15 protein-coding genes are annotated in these 17,901 nt (G+C 61.6%); 14 read left to right on the top strand and 1 reads right to left on the bottom strand.

The genetic code is table 11. The annotated features are described in order from the left end of the window. Positions 1–36: 36 nt before the first annotated feature. The 14 genes from alg8 (at position 37) to PSH94_RS04750 (ending at position 17,000) form a co-directional block, all read left to right on the top strand. On the top strand, positions 37–1,506 hold the full coding sequence (gene alg8 / locus PSH94_RS04815; RefSeq protein WP_034137041.1) for a mannuronan synthase: 1,470 nt from the start codon (positions 37–39) through the stop codon (positions 1,504–1,506). A gap of 37 nt (positions 1,507–1,543) precedes the next feature. After that, on the top strand, positions 1,544–2,710 hold the full coding sequence (locus PSH94_RS04810; protein WP_181078485.1) for an alginate biosynthesis protein Alg44: 1,167 nt from the start codon (positions 1,544–1,546) through the stop codon (positions 2,708–2,710). Positions 2,711–2,718: 8 nt separating this feature from the next. Continuing rightward, complete coding sequence (algK, locus tag PSH94_RS04805; protein WP_258197660.1) at positions 2,719–4,233, top strand: alginate biosynthesis TPR repeat lipoprotein AlgK; 1,515 nt, start codon at positions 2,719–2,721, stop codon at positions 4,231–4,233. Further along, the gene (locus PSH94_RS04800; RefSeq protein WP_181078486.1) at positions 4,230–5,717 is read left to right on the top strand and encodes an alginate export family protein; all 1,488 of its coding nucleotides are present in this window, start codon (positions 4,230–4,232) and stop codon (positions 5,715–5,717) included. The genes algK and PSH94_RS04800 overlap by 4 nt, the downstream gene beginning before the upstream one ends. Further along, complete coding sequence (gene algG, locus PSH94_RS04795; protein ID WP_253510563.1) at positions 5,717–7,285, top strand: mannuronan 5-epimerase AlgG; 1,569 nt, start codon at positions 5,717–5,719, stop codon at positions 7,283–7,285. Before PSH94_RS04800 ends, algG begins: the two co-directional genes overlap by 1 nt. Positions 7,286–7,296: 11 nt before the next feature. Next, positions 7,297–8,745: an alginate O-acetyltransferase gene (locus PSH94_RS04790; protein WP_305436639.1), complete on the top strand. Its 1,449-nt coding sequence runs from the start codon at positions 7,297–7,299 to the stop codon at positions 8,743–8,745. An 8-nt stretch (positions 8,746–8,753) separates the two neighbouring features. After that, the gene (locus PSH94_RS04785) at positions 8,754–9,863 is read left to right on the top strand and encodes a mannuronate-specific alginate lyase (RefSeq protein WP_253510559.1); all 1,110 of its coding nucleotides are present in this window, start codon (positions 8,754–8,756) and stop codon (positions 9,861–9,863) included. 189 nt (positions 9,864–10,052) lie between these two features. After that, positions 10,053–11,585 carry an MBOAT family protein gene (locus PSH94_RS04780; RefSeq protein ID WP_181078494.1) on the top strand — a complete coding sequence of 511 codons (1,533 nt, stop codon included), beginning with the start codon at positions 10,053–10,055 and terminating at the stop codon, positions 11,583–11,585. Positions 11,586–11,596: 11 nt separating this feature from the next. Next, positions 11,597–12,772 (top strand): alginate O-acetyltransferase, encoded by a 1,176-nt coding sequence (locus PSH94_RS04775; RefSeq protein WP_181078496.1) that lies wholly within the window; start codon positions 11,597–11,599, stop codon positions 12,770–12,772. Positions 12,773–12,788: 16 nt separating this feature from the next. Further along, positions 12,789–13,445, top strand: coding sequence for an alginate O-acetyltransferase AlgF (locus tag PSH94_RS04770; protein ID WP_253510557.1), 657 nt, complete (start codon positions 12,789–12,791; stop codon positions 13,443–13,445). Between the two features lie 149 nt (positions 13,446–13,594). Then, a complete protein-coding gene (locus PSH94_RS04765) occupies positions 13,595–15,046 on the top strand; it encodes a mannose-1-phosphate guanylyltransferase/mannose-6-phosphate isomerase (RefSeq protein WP_181078500.1) in 1,452 nt (483 codons plus the stop codon). A gap of 260 nt (positions 15,047–15,306) precedes the next feature. Continuing rightward, positions 15,307–15,771, top strand: a complete 465-nt coding sequence (locus tag PSH94_RS04760) for a multidrug transporter (RefSeq protein WP_181078502.1) — start codon at positions 15,307–15,309, stop codon at positions 15,769–15,771. A 14-nt stretch (positions 15,772–15,785) separates the two neighbouring features. After that, entirely contained in the window at positions 15,786–16,598 is an 813-nt protein-coding gene (locus tag PSH94_RS04755) for an SDR family oxidoreductase (RefSeq protein ID WP_305436638.1), read from the top strand. Then, positions 16,599–17,000: a nuclear transport factor 2 family protein gene (locus PSH94_RS04750; RefSeq protein WP_266248001.1), complete on the top strand. Its 402-nt coding sequence runs from the start codon at positions 16,599–16,601 to the stop codon at positions 16,998–17,000. 38 nt (positions 17,001–17,038) lie between these two features. Here the strand turns inward: PSH94_RS04750 and PSH94_RS04745 are convergent, their stop codons facing one another. Continuing rightward, positions 17,039–17,899: an HlyD family secretion protein gene (locus PSH94_RS04745; RefSeq protein ID WP_181078508.1), complete on the bottom strand. Its 861-nt coding sequence runs from the start codon at positions 17,897–17,899 to the stop codon at positions 17,039–17,041. Positions 17,900–17,901 lie beyond the last annotated feature (2 nt).

Genomic DNA, 17,901 nt, shown 5'->3' with positions numbered 1-17,901 from the left:
CGCTTGTGGCCCTACTCCCCCGTGACGGACACAAATATGCAACGGTTAAACCAAGCGACTGGCTGGCTAGTATTTCTGGCGCTTTTAGCGCTTCTAGCTCTGGCTTTGCCAGCCAGCACATTCGACTCCGAGTCGAAGAATTTTATTTTCCTGATTGGCGCCGTCGGTATCTGGCGCTACTCGATGGGTGCTACGCATTTCTTTCGCGGCATGCTGTTCCTGTATGTGGTCTACCCGCACCTGCGCCGCAAAGTCCGCAAGCTGGGCAAGGCCGCCGACCCATCCCATGTGTTCCTGATGGTCACCAGTTTCCGCATCGATGCGCTGACCACTGCGCAGGTGTACAGCTCGGTGATTCGCGAAGCGATCGACTGTGGCTTCCCGACCACGGTGGTCTGCTCGCTGGTGGAGATGTCCGATGAGCTGCTGGTCAAGAGCCTTTGGGAAAAGATGAACCCACCGGAACACGTCAAGCTCGACTTCGTGCGTATCGCCGGCACCGGTAAGCGCGACGGCCTGGCCTTTGGTTTCCGTGCCATTTCGCGTCACTTGCCGGATGACCGCGCGGTCGTGGCGGTGATCGACGGCGACACCGTGCTCGCCGAAGGCGTTGTGCGCAAGACCGTGCCGTGGTTCCAGCTGTTCGGCAACGTCGGCGGCCTCACCACCAACGAGTTCTGCGAAGTGCGCGGCGGTTACATCATGAGCGAATGGCACAAGCTGCGGTTCGCCCAACGCCACATCAACATGTGCTCCATGGCCCTGTCCAAGCGCGTACTGACCATGACCGGTCGTATGTCGGTATTCCGCGCCAGCGTGGTCACCGACCCGGGCTTTATCGCCGACGTGGAAAGCGACTCGCTGCAGCACTGGCGCCTGGGCCGCTTCAAGTTCCTCACCGGTGATGACAAGTCCAGCTGGTTCAGCCTGATGCGCCTGGGCTACGACACGTTCTACGTGCCGGATGCCGCGATCAACACTGTGGAACACCCGCCGGAAAAGAGCTTTATCAAGGCCAGCCGCAAGCTGATGTTCCGCTGGTACGGCAACAACCTGCGCCAGAACTCCCGTGCCCTGGGCCTGGGTGTGCGTCGCCTGGGTCTGTTCACCAGCATCGTGTTGTTCGACCAGCGCGTGTCGATGTGGACTTCGCTGCTCGGCCTGACCGTGGCAATCATCGCCACCTTCAAGTACGGCGGCGCATTCATCCTGGCGTACCTGCTGTGGATCGGCATCACCCGCCTGATTCTGACCCTGCTGCTGTCGTGCTCCGGCCACAAGATCGGCCCGGCCTACCCGCTGATTCTCTATTACAACCAGATCATGGGCGCGTTGGTGAAGATCTACGTGTTCTTCCGCCTTGATCAACAGTCCTGGACTCGCCAGGACACCAAACTGACCCGCGATTTGGCCAGCTTTCAGCGTTGGTTCAACACCTGGTCGTCTCGGACCATGACCTTCTCCGCCGGCAGCATTTTCGTCGCCGTGTTGCTGATGATGGTCTGACCCAGCCAAGCCTGAATTAACTAGGAACTAGAACACTATGAACAGCCAAGTAAACGCCAACGTTGTCCACGAATCCGAAGCTCAGCGCCAGCACGCCCGCGTGAAAATCCCGGCCAAACTGCGCTTTTTCAACACCGACCGCAGCCAGACTGAAGCACGGGTGATCGACCTGTCCGCCGGCGGCCTGGCGTTCACCGCCACGCAGCCGCTGAACGTCGGTGAAGTGCACAAGGGTCGCCTGCAATTTGTCATCGATAACCTCGGCCTGGCCATGGACGTCGAGCTGCAGATCCGCTCCTACGACCGCCAGACCGGCCGCACCGGTTGCCAGTTCCAGAACCTCGACGCCCAGGATATCTCCACCCTGCGCCACCTGATCACCTCGCACTTGTCCGGTGACATCGTGACCATGGGCGACGTACTGGCGACCCTGCAGCGCGACAACTTCACCAAGGCGCGCAAGGTCAAGGACGGCGGCAGCAACATGAGCGCCTTCGGTCGCCTGCGTGCCGTGACCTTCAGCCTGGCGATCTTCCTGGTGGGCCTGGCGGCGTTTGGGTTTGTCTTCAAGTCGATCTACGGCATGTACTTTGTCAGCCACGCCCAGGCCGGCCTGGTCAGCGTACCGGGCATGAACGTGACCATGCCGCGCGACGGCACCGTGCAAAGCCTGCTCAAAGGTGATGCGGTGGCCGCCAAGGGCGCGCCGCTGGCCACCTTCAGCACCAGCATGCTCGACGTGCTCAAGGGCCACCTCGACGAAGACCAACTGCAACCGGCCAAGGTCGAAGAACTGTTCGGCAAGCAAATGACCGGCACCCTGACGTCGCCGTGCGATTGCGTGGTAGCGCAGCAACTGGTCGCCGACGGCCAATACGCCAGCAAGGGCGACGTGATCTTCCAACTGGTGCCACGTGGCAGCCAGGCCAACGTCGAAGCGCGCTTCACGTACCGCCAGTTCGCCGACGTGCGCCCAGGTACGCCGGTGAGCTTCCAGGTCGCCGACGAAGAACAACTGCGCACCGGCACCATCGTCAGCAGCACCAGCCTGAACAGCGCCGACCTGTCCTCCGACATCCGCGTGCAGATCAAGCCTGACGCGCCGCTGGACAGCACCTACGCCGGTCGCCCGGTGGAAGTGACCAGCGACCGTGGCCCGTCGCTGAACTGGCTGATCGACAAAGCCATGGCTCACGGTCTGTAAGCGAGGACATGCCTGTGACTCTTCCGAATACACCGTTGACCAATGTGGGAGCCGGGCTTGCCCGCGATGGGATCGACTCGGTACATCTGCAACACCGAGGTGCCCGTATCGCAGGCAAGCCAGCTCCTTCCAGATCGCACTTCGCCTCGGCCTACTGCGCACTGGCCCTGGCCATCTCGCTGGCCGGTTGCGCCGGCCTGCCCGACCAGCGCCTGGCCAACGAAGCGCTCAAGCGTGGCGACACCGTCACCGCGCAGCAGAATTACCAGCAACTGGCCGACCTGGGTTACAGCGAGGCCCAGGTGGGCCTGGCCGATATCCAGGTAGGCACCCGCGACCCGGCGCAGATCAAACAGGCCGAGGCCACGTACCGCGCCGCAGCGGATACCTCGCCTCGCGCCCAGGCGCGCCTGGGTCGCCTGCTGGTGGCCAAGCCCGGCGCTACCGAGGCCGAGCACCACGAAGCCGAAACCCTGCTGAAAAAAGCCTTTGCCAATGGCGAAGGCAACACCCTGATTCCCCTGGCGATGCTGTACCTGCAATACCCTCACAGCTTTCCCAACGTGAATGCCCAGCAGCAGATCAGCCAGTGGCAGGCGGCGGGTTACCCGGAAGCGGGCCTGGCCCAGGTGCTGCTGTATCGCACCCAGAACACCTACGATCAGCATCTGGATGATGTGGAGCGCATCTGCAAAGCCGCGCTGAACACCACCGACATTTGCTACGTCGAACTGGCCACGGTCTACCAGAAGAAAGCCGAGCCGGAAAAACAGGCCGAACTGCTCAAGCAGATGGAAGCCGGCTACAGCCGTGGCACTGTCACCGCTCAACGGGTCGACAGCGTTGCCCGCGTATTGGGTGATGCCTCCCTGGGCAAGACCGACGAAAAGACGGCCCAGGCCTTGCTGGAAAAAATCGCCCCCGGCTACCCGGCTTCCTGGGTCAGCCTGGCGCAACTGCTCTACGACTTCCCCGAACTGGGCGACGTCGAGCAAATGATGAAATACCTGGACAACGGCCGCGCCGCCGACCAGCCGCGCGCTGAACTGTTGCTGGGCAAGCTCTATTACGAAGGCAAGTGGGTGCCGGCCGATGCCAAGGCTGCCGAGGCGCATTTCGAAAAGGCCGTAGGCAAGGAAGTGGCCGCCGATTACTACCTCGGCCAGATCTATCGCCGTGGCTACCTGGGCAAGGTCTACCCGCAAAAGGCCCTGGACCACTTGCTGACCGCTGCGCGCAACGGCCAGAACAGCGCCGATTTCGCCATCGCCCAATTGTTTTCCCAAGGCAAGGGCACCAAGCCCGACCCTGTCAATGCGTATGTCTTCAGCCAGTTGGCCAAGGCCCAGGACACGCCGCAGGCCAATGACCTGGCCGCTCAACTCGAAGCCCCACTGACTCCTGAACAACGCGCCCAAGGCCAACGCCTGGTGCAACAGGAGCTGGCCGCGCGCGGCACCCTGGCCCAAAGCACGCTGCAACTGCACGCCCTGCAAGAAGAAGACGGCGAGGAATCCCTATGAAGCTCAACCCATTCGTCAAGGCCGGTATCGGCCTGACCTTCGCCCTGCTGTGGTCGTGCCCGACCCTGGCCGCGCTGACCGAAGCCAAGAACTTCGGCCTGGAAGTCAAAGCCACCGCACAGTCCGAAGACGACCGCGACCTCGGCACCCAGAAAGGCGGCGACGTCAACGGTGTCGGCCTGGACCTGCGCCCGTGGATCTACGGCGAGAGCGGTAACTGGAGCGGCTATGCCATGGGCCAGGCGGTGGTGTCGAGCGACATCATCGAGACCGACACCCTGCAGCAGTCGGCCGATGATGCAAACCAGCAAACCACTAACAACGACCGCAAGGCCAAGAAAAACTACCTGGCGATGCGCGAGTTCTGGGTCGGCTACAGCGGCTTCACGCCCTACCCCGGCGAGATTCTCAAGTTCGGTCGTCAACGCCTGCGCAACGACGACGGCCAGTGGCGCGACACCAATATCGAGGCGCTGAACTGGACCTTCGACACCACCTTGCTCAAGGCCAATGTGGGCGCCGCCGAACGTTTCAGCGAATACCGCACCGACCTCAAGGAACTGTCGCCCAAGGACAAGGACCGCCAGCACTTCTACGCCGATGCGTCCTACCAGTGGATGCCGGGCCAGTGGATCGGCCTGCGCGGCCATCACACCCATGACGACGGCAAGCTGGATTACCCGGAACCGGGCGTGCCCACCGACTCGTTGGACAAACGCGAGAACGGCGACCTGACCTGGCTCGGCATCGAAGCCAACAGCGACGCCTACAACTGGCGCAACACCAACACCGTCAACTACTGGGCCAGCATCACCGGCATGCAGGGCGACCGCGACACGGTCAACGCCCTCAAAGCAGACGGCAGCCGCCCGGACCAGGCCAAGCGCAGCGATGACGTGAACGGCTGGGCCACCGACCTGGGTATTCGCCTGCGTCTCGACCCGCAGTGGCAAGTGGGTGCGGCGTATGCCCGCGCCAGCGCCGAATACGAACAGAACGGCCTGCAGAGCAACCGCTCGAATTGGACCGGCACCCAGTCCCGCGTGCACCGCTTCGGCGAAGCGTTTCGCGGCGAGATGAACAACATGCAGTCCATGAGCCTGTTCGGTTCCTGGCAGCTGCGCGAGGACTACGACGCCAGCCTGGTGTACCACAAGTTCTGGCGCGTGGACGGCAACAAGCCGGTGGGCAGCAATGGCATCGATGCGGTGCAGAACAACACCGATGACGTGACCGGCGCGATCCTGTCCAGCACCTCACTGCCGCTGGAAGATGGCAAGAAAGACCTGGGCCAGGAGATGGACTTGGTGGTCACCAAGTACTTCAAGACCGGCCTGCTGCCGGCCGCGCTCAGCCAGTCGATCGACGAGCCGTCGGCGTTAGTGCGGTTCCGTGCCGGTGTGTTCAAACCGGGTGACGCCTACGGCAGCCAGGTCGACTCGTACATGCATCGCGCGTTTGTCGACGTGATCTGGAAATTCTGATGGGAGCCTGCGCAATGAATGCTCAAAGCCTACTCGTCGCGGCAATGCTGGTGGCCAGTGCCCCGGCATTTGCCGACACGGCGGCCAAGGCGCCTACCATCGCCAAGGAACTGCAACAGGCCAAGACCTACACCATTTCCAGCCCGCCGACCGCGCCGCTGGAGATGGCCAAGCCTGCCCTGCCGGACCTGTCGGGCTACACCGCCGCGGCCATGGAAAAAAAGATCGTCAGGACCAAGCCGGGCAAGATCAGCATCCGTCGCATGATGCAGGAAGACGCGCTCAAGGACTTTATCGGCGGCGATAACAAGATGGCCGAATGGGTGGTGCGCCAGCACGGCATTCCCCAGGCGATCTTTGTCGACGACGGCTACATGAACCTCAAGGACCTGCTGGGCAAAGTGCCCAAGCAGTACCTGAGCGAAACTTCGCCGGGCGTGTTCCTGGCCAAGTTGCCGATCGTGGTCGGGCGCAAGGGCATCCTCGAAATCGACAAGCGCACCCAAGAGCTGCGCCTGTCCCAGGAAGCCGGTTCGTTCCTGATCAACGACGGCCAGCTGTTTGTGCGTGACACCAAAATCACTGGCTGGAGCGAGAAGGCCAACGGCCCGGCGCTGTTCAAGTCGCCCAAGGAATTTCGTCCGTTTCTGCTGGCCTGGGGCGGCACCGAGACCTACGTCGCCAACAGCAAGATGGCCAGCTTCGGCTACGCCAACAGTAAGTCGTACGGGGTGAGTATTTCCCAGTACACGCCGAACATGGCCAAGGTGCTCAAGCGCCCTGAGCCGACCGGCTGGATCATCGATTCCGAGTTCTCGGACATGTGGTACGGCTTCTACTGCTACGAAACCACGGGCTTCGTGCTCAAGGGCAACACCTACAAAGACAACATCGTCTACGGCATTGACCCTCACGACCGTTCACACGGGCTGATCATCGCGGACAACACCGTCTACGGCACCAAGAAGAAGCACGGCATCATCATTTCCCGTGAGGTGAACGACAGCTTCATCTTCAACAACCGCAGCTACGACAACAAACTCTCGGGCCTGGTGATCGACCGGAACAGCGTCAACAACCTGATCGCCGACAACGAGATCTACCGCAACCACACCGACGGCATCACCCTCTATGAGAGCGGCGACAACCTGCTGTGGGGCAACAAGGTGATCAGCAACCGTCGCCACGGCATCCGCGTGCGTAACAGCGTGAATATCAAGCTGTACGAGAACACCGCGATGGCCAACGGTTTGACCGGCGTCTACGGCCACATCAAGGACTTGACCAACACCGACCGCGACATCGCCCTCGACCCGTTCGACGCCAAGGTTTCGCTGATCGTGGTCGGCGGGGAACTGGCGGGGAACGGCAGCGGGCCGCTGTCCATCGACTCGCCGTTGAGTATCGAGCTGTATCGCGTGTCGATGCTGGCGCCGACCAAATCCAGCGGTATCAGCTTCTCCGGCGTCCTCGGCGATCGCCAGGAAGAGATTCTCGACCTGCTGGTGCGCCAGCAGAAAGCCGTGCTGATCGACCCTGTCGAACGCCAGACCGAAATGCAGGACTGAGGATGACCCTTATGCACCCACACATGATCAAACTGCTGAGCCTCTCGGGTCTGACCCTCGGCCTGCTCGCGGCCAGCCAGAGCGTACGCGCCGACGACGTCAAGGCGCCGACCTTCACCGCAGAACCGTGCTGCAGCCTGTGCCCGGCCGCCCACGACGCGAAAAATTACACCACGCGCTACCAGCAGAACTTCACCACCCTGGTCCAAGCCCAGGGCGACTGGCTGTTCCGTACCCAGGAAGACCTGCGCACCGAATTCGACACCACGCCGGCCGGCTACAAGCGCATGCAGCAGTTGCACGATGCGTTCAAGGCCAAGGGCGTGGAACTGGTGGTGGTCTACCAGCCGACCCGTGGCCTGGTGAACCGCAACAAGCTCAACCCTGCGGAAAAAGCCTCGTACGATTTCGACAAGGCGCTGACCAACTACAAGACCATGCTCGGCCGTTTCGCCAAGATGGGCTATGTGGTGCCGGACCTGTCGCCGCTGACCAATGAGCAACTGCCGGACGAACTGCCGGCCCACGACTTCTACTTCCGTGGCGACCAGCACTGGACCCCGTACGGCGCTCAGCGCACCGCGAAAATCGTCGCGGCCAAGGTCAAACAGCTGCCGCAGTTCGCCGATATTCCCAAGCGCGAATTCGAAACCAAGCGCACCGGACGCATGGGCAAGACCGGCACCCTGCACAACATGGCCGCGCAACTGTGCGGCACCAGCTACGCGATCCAGTACATGGACCAGTTCACCACCGAGCCCAAGGGCGAAGCGGGCGACGGCGACCTGTTCAGCGATTCGGGCAACCCGCAGATCACGCTGGTGGGCACCAGCCACAGCGGCAAGAACTACAACTTCGCCGGCTTCCTGCAAGAAGAAATCGGCGCCGACATTCTCAACGTCGCCTTCCCGGGCGGCGGCCTGGAAGGCTCGATGATCCAATACCTGGGCAGCGACGAATTCCAGAAGACACCGCCCAAGATCCTGATCTGGGAGTTCTCGCCGCTGTATCGCCTCGACCAGGAAACCATCTATCGCCAGATGATGGCGCTGCTGGACAACGGCTGCGAAGGCAAGACCGCGCAGATGAGCGCCAGCGCCACCTTGAAGCCCGGCAAGAACGAATTGCTGGTCAACAGTTCGAACAAAGACCTGCGCAACGCCAACCACCAGGTTGATATCCGCTTTGCCGATCCGTCGGTGAAAACCCTGCAAGCCACCCTCTGGTACATGAACGGGCGCCACGAGGACATCAAGATCGAGAAACCCGAAACATCCGATACAGACGGGCGTTTCGCCTTTGAACTGCGCACCGATGAAGACTGGGCCTCGCAGAACTTGCTGGCCGTGGAAGTGCAGGGCCCTGAAAAGGGTGCCGCCGCGCAGAAGGTCGAAGCGAAAATTTGCACACGCAACGTATTCCCAAGCGGTGGTCAACAGACCGCCCAACTCGGGAAGTGAGGTTACTTATGCAAAAGTTGATGCTACCTACCCTGCTGGGCCTGGCGATGTTCGCCGGTTCAGTCAACGCCGCCGCCCCGCTGCGTCCGCCTCAAGGCTATTTCGCCCCGATTGAAGCGTTCAAGACCGGCGAGGCCAAGGAAAACTGCGACACCATGCCGACGCCGTACACCGGGCCGCTGCAGTTTCGCAGTAAGTACGAAGGTTCCGACAAGGCGCGCTCAACCCTGAACGTGCAGTCGGAAAAAGCCTTTCGCGACAGCACCGCCGACATCACCAAGCTGGAAAAAGACACCAGTAAGCGCGTGATGCAGTTCATGCGCGACGGGCGCCCGGAGCAGCTCGAATGCACGCTCAACTGGTTGGTGTCCTGGGCCAAGGCCGATGCATTGATGTCCAAGGACTTCAACCACACCGGCAAGTCCATGCGCAAATGGGCGCTGGGCAGCATGGCCTCGGCCTATGTGCGCCTGAAGTTTTCCGACTCGCACCCGCTGGCCAACCACCAGCAGGAATCGCAGCTGATCGAAGCCTGGTTCAACAAACTGGCCGATCAAGTGGTCAGCGACTGGGACAACCTGCCGCTGGAAAAAACCAACAACCATTCCTACTGGGCCGCCTGGTCGGTGATGGCAACCTCCGTCGCCACCAACCGCCGCGACCTGTTCGATTGGGCGGTGAAGGAATACAAGGTCGGCGTGAATCAGGTCGACGACCAAGGCTTCCTGCCTAACGAATTGAAGCGCCAGCAGCGCGCGCTGTCGTACCACAACTACGCCCTGCCGCCGCTGTCGATGATCGCCAGTTTTGCCCTGGTCAATGGCGTGGACCTGCGCCAGGAAAACAACAGCGCGCTCAAGCGCCTGGGCGACAAAGTGCTGGCCGGGGTCAAGGACCCGCAGATCTTCGAGCAGAAGAACGGCAAGGAGCAGGACATGAAGGACCTCAAGGAGGACATGAAATATGCCTGGCTTGAGCCGTTCTGCACCCTCTACACCTGCGCGCCGGATGTGATCGAACGCAAGCATGGCATGCAGCCGTTCAAGACCTTCCGCCTGGGCGGCGACCTGACCAAGGTCTACGACCCGGCGCATGAAAAAGGCAATAAAGGCAGCTAGTCGCTGATCGTTCCCACGCTCTGCGTGGGAATGCAGCACGGGACGCTCTGCGTCCCAAAGCGTGACGCAGAGCGTCACAAAAGGCATTCCCACGCAGAGCGTGGGAACGATCAAAGCTTCCCCCGACACCGTGGGGGGGTTGGGGGGGCCGTTGGCCCTTGACTGTTGGTTAAACATGGAGAGATCGGGATGGTTTTCTCGTCCAATGTGTTCCTGTTTCTGTTCTTGCCGATCTTTCTCGGCTTGTACTACTTGAGCGGGCAACGCTATCGCAATCTGCTGCTGCTGATTGCCAGCTACGTGTTCTACGCCTGGTGGCGGGTGGACTTCCTGGCGCTGTTTGCCGCTGTGACACTGTGGAATTACTGGATCGGCCTCAAGGTCGGTGCCGCCGGTGTGCGCACCAAGCCGGCCCAACGCTGGCTGCTGCTCGGCGTGGCCGTCGACCTGTGCATCCTCGGCTACTTCAAGTACGCCAACTTCGGTGTCGACAGCATCAATGTGATGATGAAGTCGATGGGCCTGGAGCCGTTCATCCTGACCCACGTGCTGTTGCCGATCGGTATCTCGTTCTACATTTTCGAGTCCATCAGCTACATCATCGATGTGTACCGTGGCGACACCCCGGCGACGCGTAACCTCATCGATTTCGCGGCGTTCGTGGCGATTTTCCCGCACCTGATCGCCGGCCCCGTGCTGCGCTTCCGCGACCTGGCCGACCAGTTCAACAACCGCACTCACACCTTGGATAAGTTCTCCGAAGGCTGCACGCGGTTCATGCAGGGTTTCATCAAGAAGGTCTTTATCGCCGACACGCTGGCGGTGGTGGCCGACCATTGCTTCGCCCTGCAAAACCCCACCACCGGAGATGCCTGGCTGGGTGCACTGGCCTACACCGCGCAGCTGTACTTCGACTTCTCCGGCTACAGCGACATGGCCATCGGCCTGGGCTTGATGATGGGTTTCCGCTTTATGGAAAACTTCAAACAGCCGTATATCAGCCAGTCGATCACCGAGTTCTGGCGCCGCTGGCACATCAGCCTGTCGACCTGGCTGCGTGACTACCTGTACATCACCCTGGGCGGCAACCGTAAAGGCACGCTGATTACTTACCGCAACCTGTTCCTGACCATGCTGCTCGGTGGCCTGTGGCACGGCGCGAACATCACCTACATCGTGTGGGGCGCCTGGCACGGCATGTGGCTGGCGATTGAAAAAGCCATCGGCCTGAACACCGCGCCGCGCAGTTTCAATGTGCTGCGCTGGGCCTTCACCTTCCTGCTGGTGGTGATGGGCTGGGTGATCTTCCGCGCCGAAAACCTGCACGTCGCCGGCCGTATGTACGGTGCGATGTTCAGCTTTGGCGAGTGGTCGCTGTCGGAACTCAACCGCGCCAGCCTTACCGGTCTGCAAGTGGCAACCCTGGTGGTGGCGTACGCAACCCTGGCGTTCTTCGGTCTGCGCGACTTCTACACCAATCGCCCCGCCGATAAAACCAAGCCGGCCGACCCTAGCCTGATCAAGGCCGTGCCGGGCGACAACCCCGGCAGCATCCATCAGCCCGGCTTCACTGTGGGCCAGGACGCCGCCGTGCAACCGGCCTACTGGACCGCTGACTGGCCACGCTACGCCATGCGCGCTGCGGTGCTGGCGCTGTTCGTGGCGTCGATTCTCAAACTGTCGGCGCAGAGTTTCTCGCCGTTCCTTTACTTCCAATTCTGAGGGAGCCGACCATGACCCGTTCATTACGCATCCTCTATATCGGCCTGTTCCTGGTGCTATTGCTGGCACTGGGCGCCTGGTCACTGCGCAGTTTCTTCGGCTTCAGCACCAATGCCGACGCGACCGTGCTCAACGGTCGCTGGACCAAGGCCGTCGAGACTCACTATGACGATGAGTTCCCGATCAAGCGTCTGGGCACCAACCTGTGGGCCGCGCTGGACTACAAGCTGTTCAATGAAGGCCGTCCTGGCGTGGTGCTGGGCCGCGATCACTGGCTATACAGCGACGAGGAGTTCAACCCCGCCGTCAACGAAGACCAGAACCTGGAAGGCAACTACGCGCTGGTCGAAGGCGTGCGCCAGAAGCTCAAGGCCCAGGGCATTCAACTGGTGATGGCGATCGTGCCGGCCAAGGTGCGCCTGTACCCGGAACACCTGGGTGAGGTAAAACCGGCGAGCATCCACGCCAACCTGTACCAGGACTTCCACGCCCGTGTCGCCGCCGACAAGATTCCCGCTCCCGACCTGCTTGGCCCGCTGCAACAGGCCAAGTTGAGCGGCAAGCAAGTGTTCCTGCGCACCGACACCCACTGGACCCCGGACGGCGCGGAAGTCGCCGCCAGGCAACTGGCCAAGGCGATTGCCGAGCAGACCCCGCTCAGTGGCGAGCCGCAGCGCTTTGTGACCGAGGCCGAGAAGATCGAGCCGCACAAAGGCGACCTGCGTCTGTTCCTGCCCCTGGACCCGCTGTTCGAAAACCTGATGCCGCCCAAGGAGCCGCTGGAAAAACGCGTTACGCACCTGGCTGAAACCAAAGGCGACGACGCGCTGTTCAGCGACAGCGAAACGCCAGTTGCACTGGTGGGCACCAGCTACAGCGCCAACCCGAACTGGAACTTCGTCGGCGCCCTCAAGCAAGCCCTGGGCAGCGATGTAATCAGCTACGCCGAAGACGGCCACGGCCCGATCCTGCCCATGCTCAGCTACCTGAAAAGCGACGACTTCAAGAACAACCCGCCACAAGTGCTGATCTGGGAGTTCCCAGAACGTTATCTGCCGGTCAACAACGAAATCGGTGATGCCGACCCATCGTGGGTTGCGCAACTTAAACAAGCCGGTTCACGCCAACAAAACATGGCACAGAACACCCTTAAAAAATCCGAGACGCCCGACCGGGCGCAAAACTGAAAGAGAGGTAACTCACATGACTTTCACTACTACTCCTCGTCGTCTCGCCAAGACCCTGGCCATCGCTGCCGGCTTGAGCTTCGTATCGATGTCTGCCTTCGCCGGCGGCGACGCCGCCCTGTACGGCCCGACCGCGCCAAAAGGCTCAAGCTTCGTGCGCATCTACAACGCCAGCAACCAGGAAGTCAGCGCTACAGTCGGCAACACCAACCTCAGCGAAGTGGCCCCGCTGGCCAGCAGCGACTTCAGCTTCATGCCAGGCGGTGACTACAGCGCCAAGGTGGGCAGCCAGACCGTGCCGGTCAAACTCGCCGCCGATCACTACTACACCCTGGTCAACAACAGCAGCGGCCAGCCGCAACTGATCGAAGAGCCGCCATTCAAGAACAAGCAGAAATCCCTGGTGCGCGTGCAGAACCTCAGCGACAAGGCCCTGACCCTGAAAACCGCCGACGGCAAGACCGACGTGGTCAAGTCGGTGGCCGCCAAGGGCCGCGGCGAGCGCGAGATCAACCCGGTGAAGGTGAGCCTGGCGTTGTATGACGGTGACAAGAAAGTCGGCGATGTGAAGCCGGTTGCGTTGGAACGTGGTGAAGCGGCGGTGCTGTATGTAACGGGCTCGGGTTCGAGCCTGTCGCCAGTCTGGGTGAAACGCCCTGTGTCGACCCGCTGATTAGCTTTTGAAATTGACGCTCCCCCTGTGGGCGCAGGCTTGCTCGCGAATGCGGTGGTTCAGTAACAGATGTACCGACTGAAACACCGCCTCGGGGGCAAGCCCCCTCCCACAGGCTCTGACCCAAATCGATTCAAGGAGAAACACCCATGATCCCAGTAATCCTTTCCGGTGGTAGCGGCTCACGTCTTTGGCCGCTTTCCCGTAAACAGTTCCCAAAACAATTCCTGGCCCTGACCGGTGAGCACACGCTGTTCCAGCAGACTCTGGAGCGCCTGGTGTTCGAAGGCATGGACGCCCCGATCGTGGTCTGCAACAAGGACCACCGTTTTATCGTCAACGAGCAACTGGCCGCGCGTAAGCTTGAATGCCAACGCATCCTGATGGAACCGTTTGGCCGCAACACCGCGCCGGCCGTGGCCCTGACCGCGATGATGCTGGTCAATGAAGGCCGCGACGAGCTGATGCTGGTGCTGCCCGCCGACCACGTGATCGACGATCAGAAGGCCCTGCAACGTGCCCTGGCCCTGGCCACCGTGGCCGCCGAGCGCGGCGAGATGGTGCTGTTCGGCGTCCCGGCTACGCGTCCGGAAACCGGTTACGGCTACATCAAGTCCACCAACGATTCGCTGCTGCCAGAAGGCGTGAGCCGCGTGCAGCAGTTCGTGGAAAAACCCGATGAAAAACGCGCCGTCGAGTTCGTCAAGAGCGGCGGCTACTTCTGGAACAGCGGCATGTTCCTGTTCCGCGCCAGCCGCTTCCTGGAAGAGCTGAAAAAACACGACCCGGACATCTACGACACCTGTGTACTGACCCTGGAGCGCAGCGAGCAGACCGCCGACACTGTGACCTTCGACGACGCCACCTTCGCCTGCTGCCCGGACAACTCCATCGACTACGCCGTCATGGAAAAAACCCAGCGCGCCTGCGTGGTACCGCTGAGCGCCGGTTGGAGCGACGTGGGTTGCTGGGCGTCGCTGTGGGCGGTCAACGACAAAGACGCCAACGGCAACGTGAGCAAAGGCGACGTAGTGATCCAGGACAGCCGCAACTGCATGGTGCACGGCAACGGCAAACTGGTGTCGGTGATCGGCCTGGACAACATCGTGGTGGTGGAAACCAAGGACGCGATGATGATTGCCCACAAGGACAAGGTCCAGGGCGTCAAGCAGATGGTCAACACCCTCAACGAACAGGGCCGCAGCGAAACCCAGAACCACTGCGAAGTGTATCGTCCGTGGGGCTCCTACGATTCGGTGGACATGGGCGGCCGCTTCCAGGTCAAGCACATCTCGGTCAAGCCGGGCGCGTGCCTGTCGCTGCAGATGCACCACCACCGCGCCGAACACTGGATCGTGGTCAGCGGCACCGCTGAAGTGACCTGTGACGAGAACGTGTTCCTGCTCACCGAAAACCAGTCCACCTACATCCCGATCGCTTCGGTGCATCGCCTGCGCAACCCAGGCAAGATCCCGTTGGAGATCATCGAAGTGCAATCGGGCAGCTACCTGGGCGAAGACGACATCGAACGCTTCGAAGACATCTACGGCCGCTCGACGCCGGTAGAACGTGGCGTGTCGGTGAAAACTATCGCGCAGTAAAACAGTCGTACAAGAAGCCCTCGCCCAACCCATTGCGTCCCCTATCCGCAGTGGGTTGGGTGGGGGCTTTTTTTTGATTTTCGCTGGCTGTGAGGGCCTTATCGGGGCAAGCCCCCCTCCCACCTTTGATCTGTGAATACATTCCAATGTGGGAGGGGGCTTGCCCCCGATAAGGCCCGCAAGGCCACCACAGCACTCAAGCTACCCAATCCCACCTACGCTTAAGTTAGGATGCTGGTTCCAAATTCGAGGTGGTCTCCATGTTCTTCGGCGTTCTCCTGATCATCACCTGGCTGATCCTGCTGCTGCGCTACCCGGCCAAAGCACTGCCGGTGTCCCTCGCCGCCTTGGCGGGCCTGGGTTGCGTGGCCGTCTGGGTGGTGTGGCTGGACAACCGCGAAGCCTCACAATTGGCGCGCCTGGAACTGCGCATCACCTACGCGCCGCAGGACTGCCCGGCCGATCGGCCGCTGAAGCTGACCTTGAACAACGGCAACGACGTGCCCCTCACCGAACTGCGCTGGCGCGTGGCCGCCTACGCACCGGGCGACACCGTGAACCTGGCCGACAACGTCTACGCCGCCCCGCGCTATCGCGGCCCCGGCGAATTGCAGGCCGGCGCCACCTGGGACGATTGCCTGCCCACCCCACCGCTACGCCCCGGCTACCGCCCGCAAACCCTGGAATTTCGCGCCGAGCACCTGCAAGGCAGTTTCTCGGACTGACAAAGGACTGCTCCATGCCCAACGTACTCATCACCGGTTGCTCCAGCGGCATCGGCCGCGCCCTGGCCGATGCCTTCAAGGCTGCCGGCTCCAACGTATGGGCCAGCGCCCGCCGCCCTGAAGACGTAACCGCCCTCGCCGCCGCCGGTTTCAATGCAGTCGAACTTGACGTCAACCACAGTGCTGCCTTGCAGCGCCTGGCCGAGCAACTGGGCGAGCTGGATGTGCTGATCAACAATGCCGGCTACGGCGCCATGGGCCCGCTGCTCGACGGCGGCACCGAGGCCCTGCAGCGCCAATTCGAAACCAATGTGTTCTCCATCGTCGGCGTGACCCAGGCGCTATTCCCGGCCCTGCGCAAACGCAAGGGCCTGGTGGTGAATATCGGCAGCGTTTCCGGTGTGCTGGTCACGCCCTTCGCCGGCGCCTACTGTGCGTCCAAGGCCGCCGTGCATGCGTTGAGCGATGCATTGCGCATGGAACTGGCACCGTTTGGCGTGCGCGTGATGGAGGTCCAGCCCGGCGCCATCGACACCCACTTCGCCAAAAATGCCGGCGCCCAGGCCGAACTGCTGATCAACCAACAATCGCCCTGGTGGCCGTTGCGCGAGGGCATTCGTGCGCGCAGCCAGGCGTCCCAGGACAAACCGACACCCGCTGCAGTGTTTGCGGCCGATGTGCTCAAGGCGGTGCGACAACCGCAACCGCCGCGCCTGTTGCGCTCGGGCAATGGCAGCCGGGCGTTGCCGTTGTTGGCGGCGTTGTTGCCCAAAGGATTATTGGAAACCGTGTTGAAAAAACGCTTTGGTTTGAATGGGAGGTTGTAAATGATCGACTACAGCGATTTCTTTGAAGAAGTGACCCAGACCCACATCGAGATCGAGCAATGGTTTGCCGGCGTCGCGCCTGAAGGCACCCTGCAGAACCTGCTCGCGCGTTTCTCGCCCGACTTCAGCATGATCGCCCCCGCCACCGGCGCACGGGTGAATGCGGCCGGGGTCAACGCACTGTTCACCCGCCTGGGCGGCATGCGCCCTGGCTTGAAAATCACCTTGAGCGAAATGACCGGGATTGACCGCCACGCGCGCGGCGCCACGGTGACCTATCGCGAACATCAAGTGGACGACAGCGGCACGCAGACCGACCGCCGAGCCACCGTGGTGTTCGAGAAACAGGCCAGTGGTGCGCTGTTGTGGCGGCATTTGCATGAGACCTTCATCAAGGCATAACACAGTCAAATGTGGGAGGGGGATTGCCCCCCCACATTTCAATTCTGCGCTTGGTCAACGATCACCGTGCAGGTAATCCCCGCCGCCAACACCACGCCCTCAGGCACTTCATCAATGTGAATCCGCACCGGCACCCGCTGGGCCAATCGCACCCAGTTGAACGTCGGGTTCACATCGGCGATCAGTTCGCGGCTCTCGGGGTTGTCGCGGTCGTAGATGCCGCGGGAGATGCTTTCCACATGGCCCTTCAAGGTCTCGCCGCTCATCAGTTGCATATCGGCGTTGTCGCCGACTTTGACATGGGGCAATTTGGTCTCTTCGAAGAAGCCATAGACCCAGAACGAGTTCATATCCACCACGGCCATCTTGGCCTCGCCGATGCGTGCGTAGTCGCCACGGTGGACGTTGAGGTTGGTGACGTAGCCGTCCACCGCCGCTAAGACCTGAGTCCGTTTCAAATTCAGTTCCGCCGCTTCCAGCTGGGCCAGCGCATGTTGGTAATCCGCCAGCGCCGAGTCGGCGATGTTGCTCGCGTCGTCGCGGTTTTCCCGGGAGATCACCAGCGCGTCGAGGTCGGCGCGGCGGTGGGCGTTGACCTTGCGCATTTCCCAGGTGGCTTTGCGCGAAGCGACAAGGGCCTGGGCCTGTTTGACCGCGATGCGGTAGTGCTCCGGATCGATCTGCATCAGCAGGTCGCCCTTTTTTACCAACTGGTTGTCACGCACCGGCACGTCGACCACTTCACCGGTGACGTCGGCGGCGACATTGATGATGTCGGCGCGCACGCGACCGTCGCGGGTCCACGGCGTCTCCATGTAGTGCACCCACAGCGTGCGGCCAATCCAGATCGCCAGGGCCAGTACCAGCAAGGTGGCGAGCAGGCTGAAAAATTTTTTCATCG

Origin of the sequence: Pseudomonas sp. FP2254 (assembly GCF_030687695.1) — a bacterium.
GTDB classification, from domain to species: Bacteria; Pseudomonadota; Gammaproteobacteria; order Pseudomonadales; family Pseudomonadaceae; genus Aquipseudomonas; species Aquipseudomonas quebecensis.
This window is presented reverse-complemented; position numbering and strand designations above follow the sequence as displayed.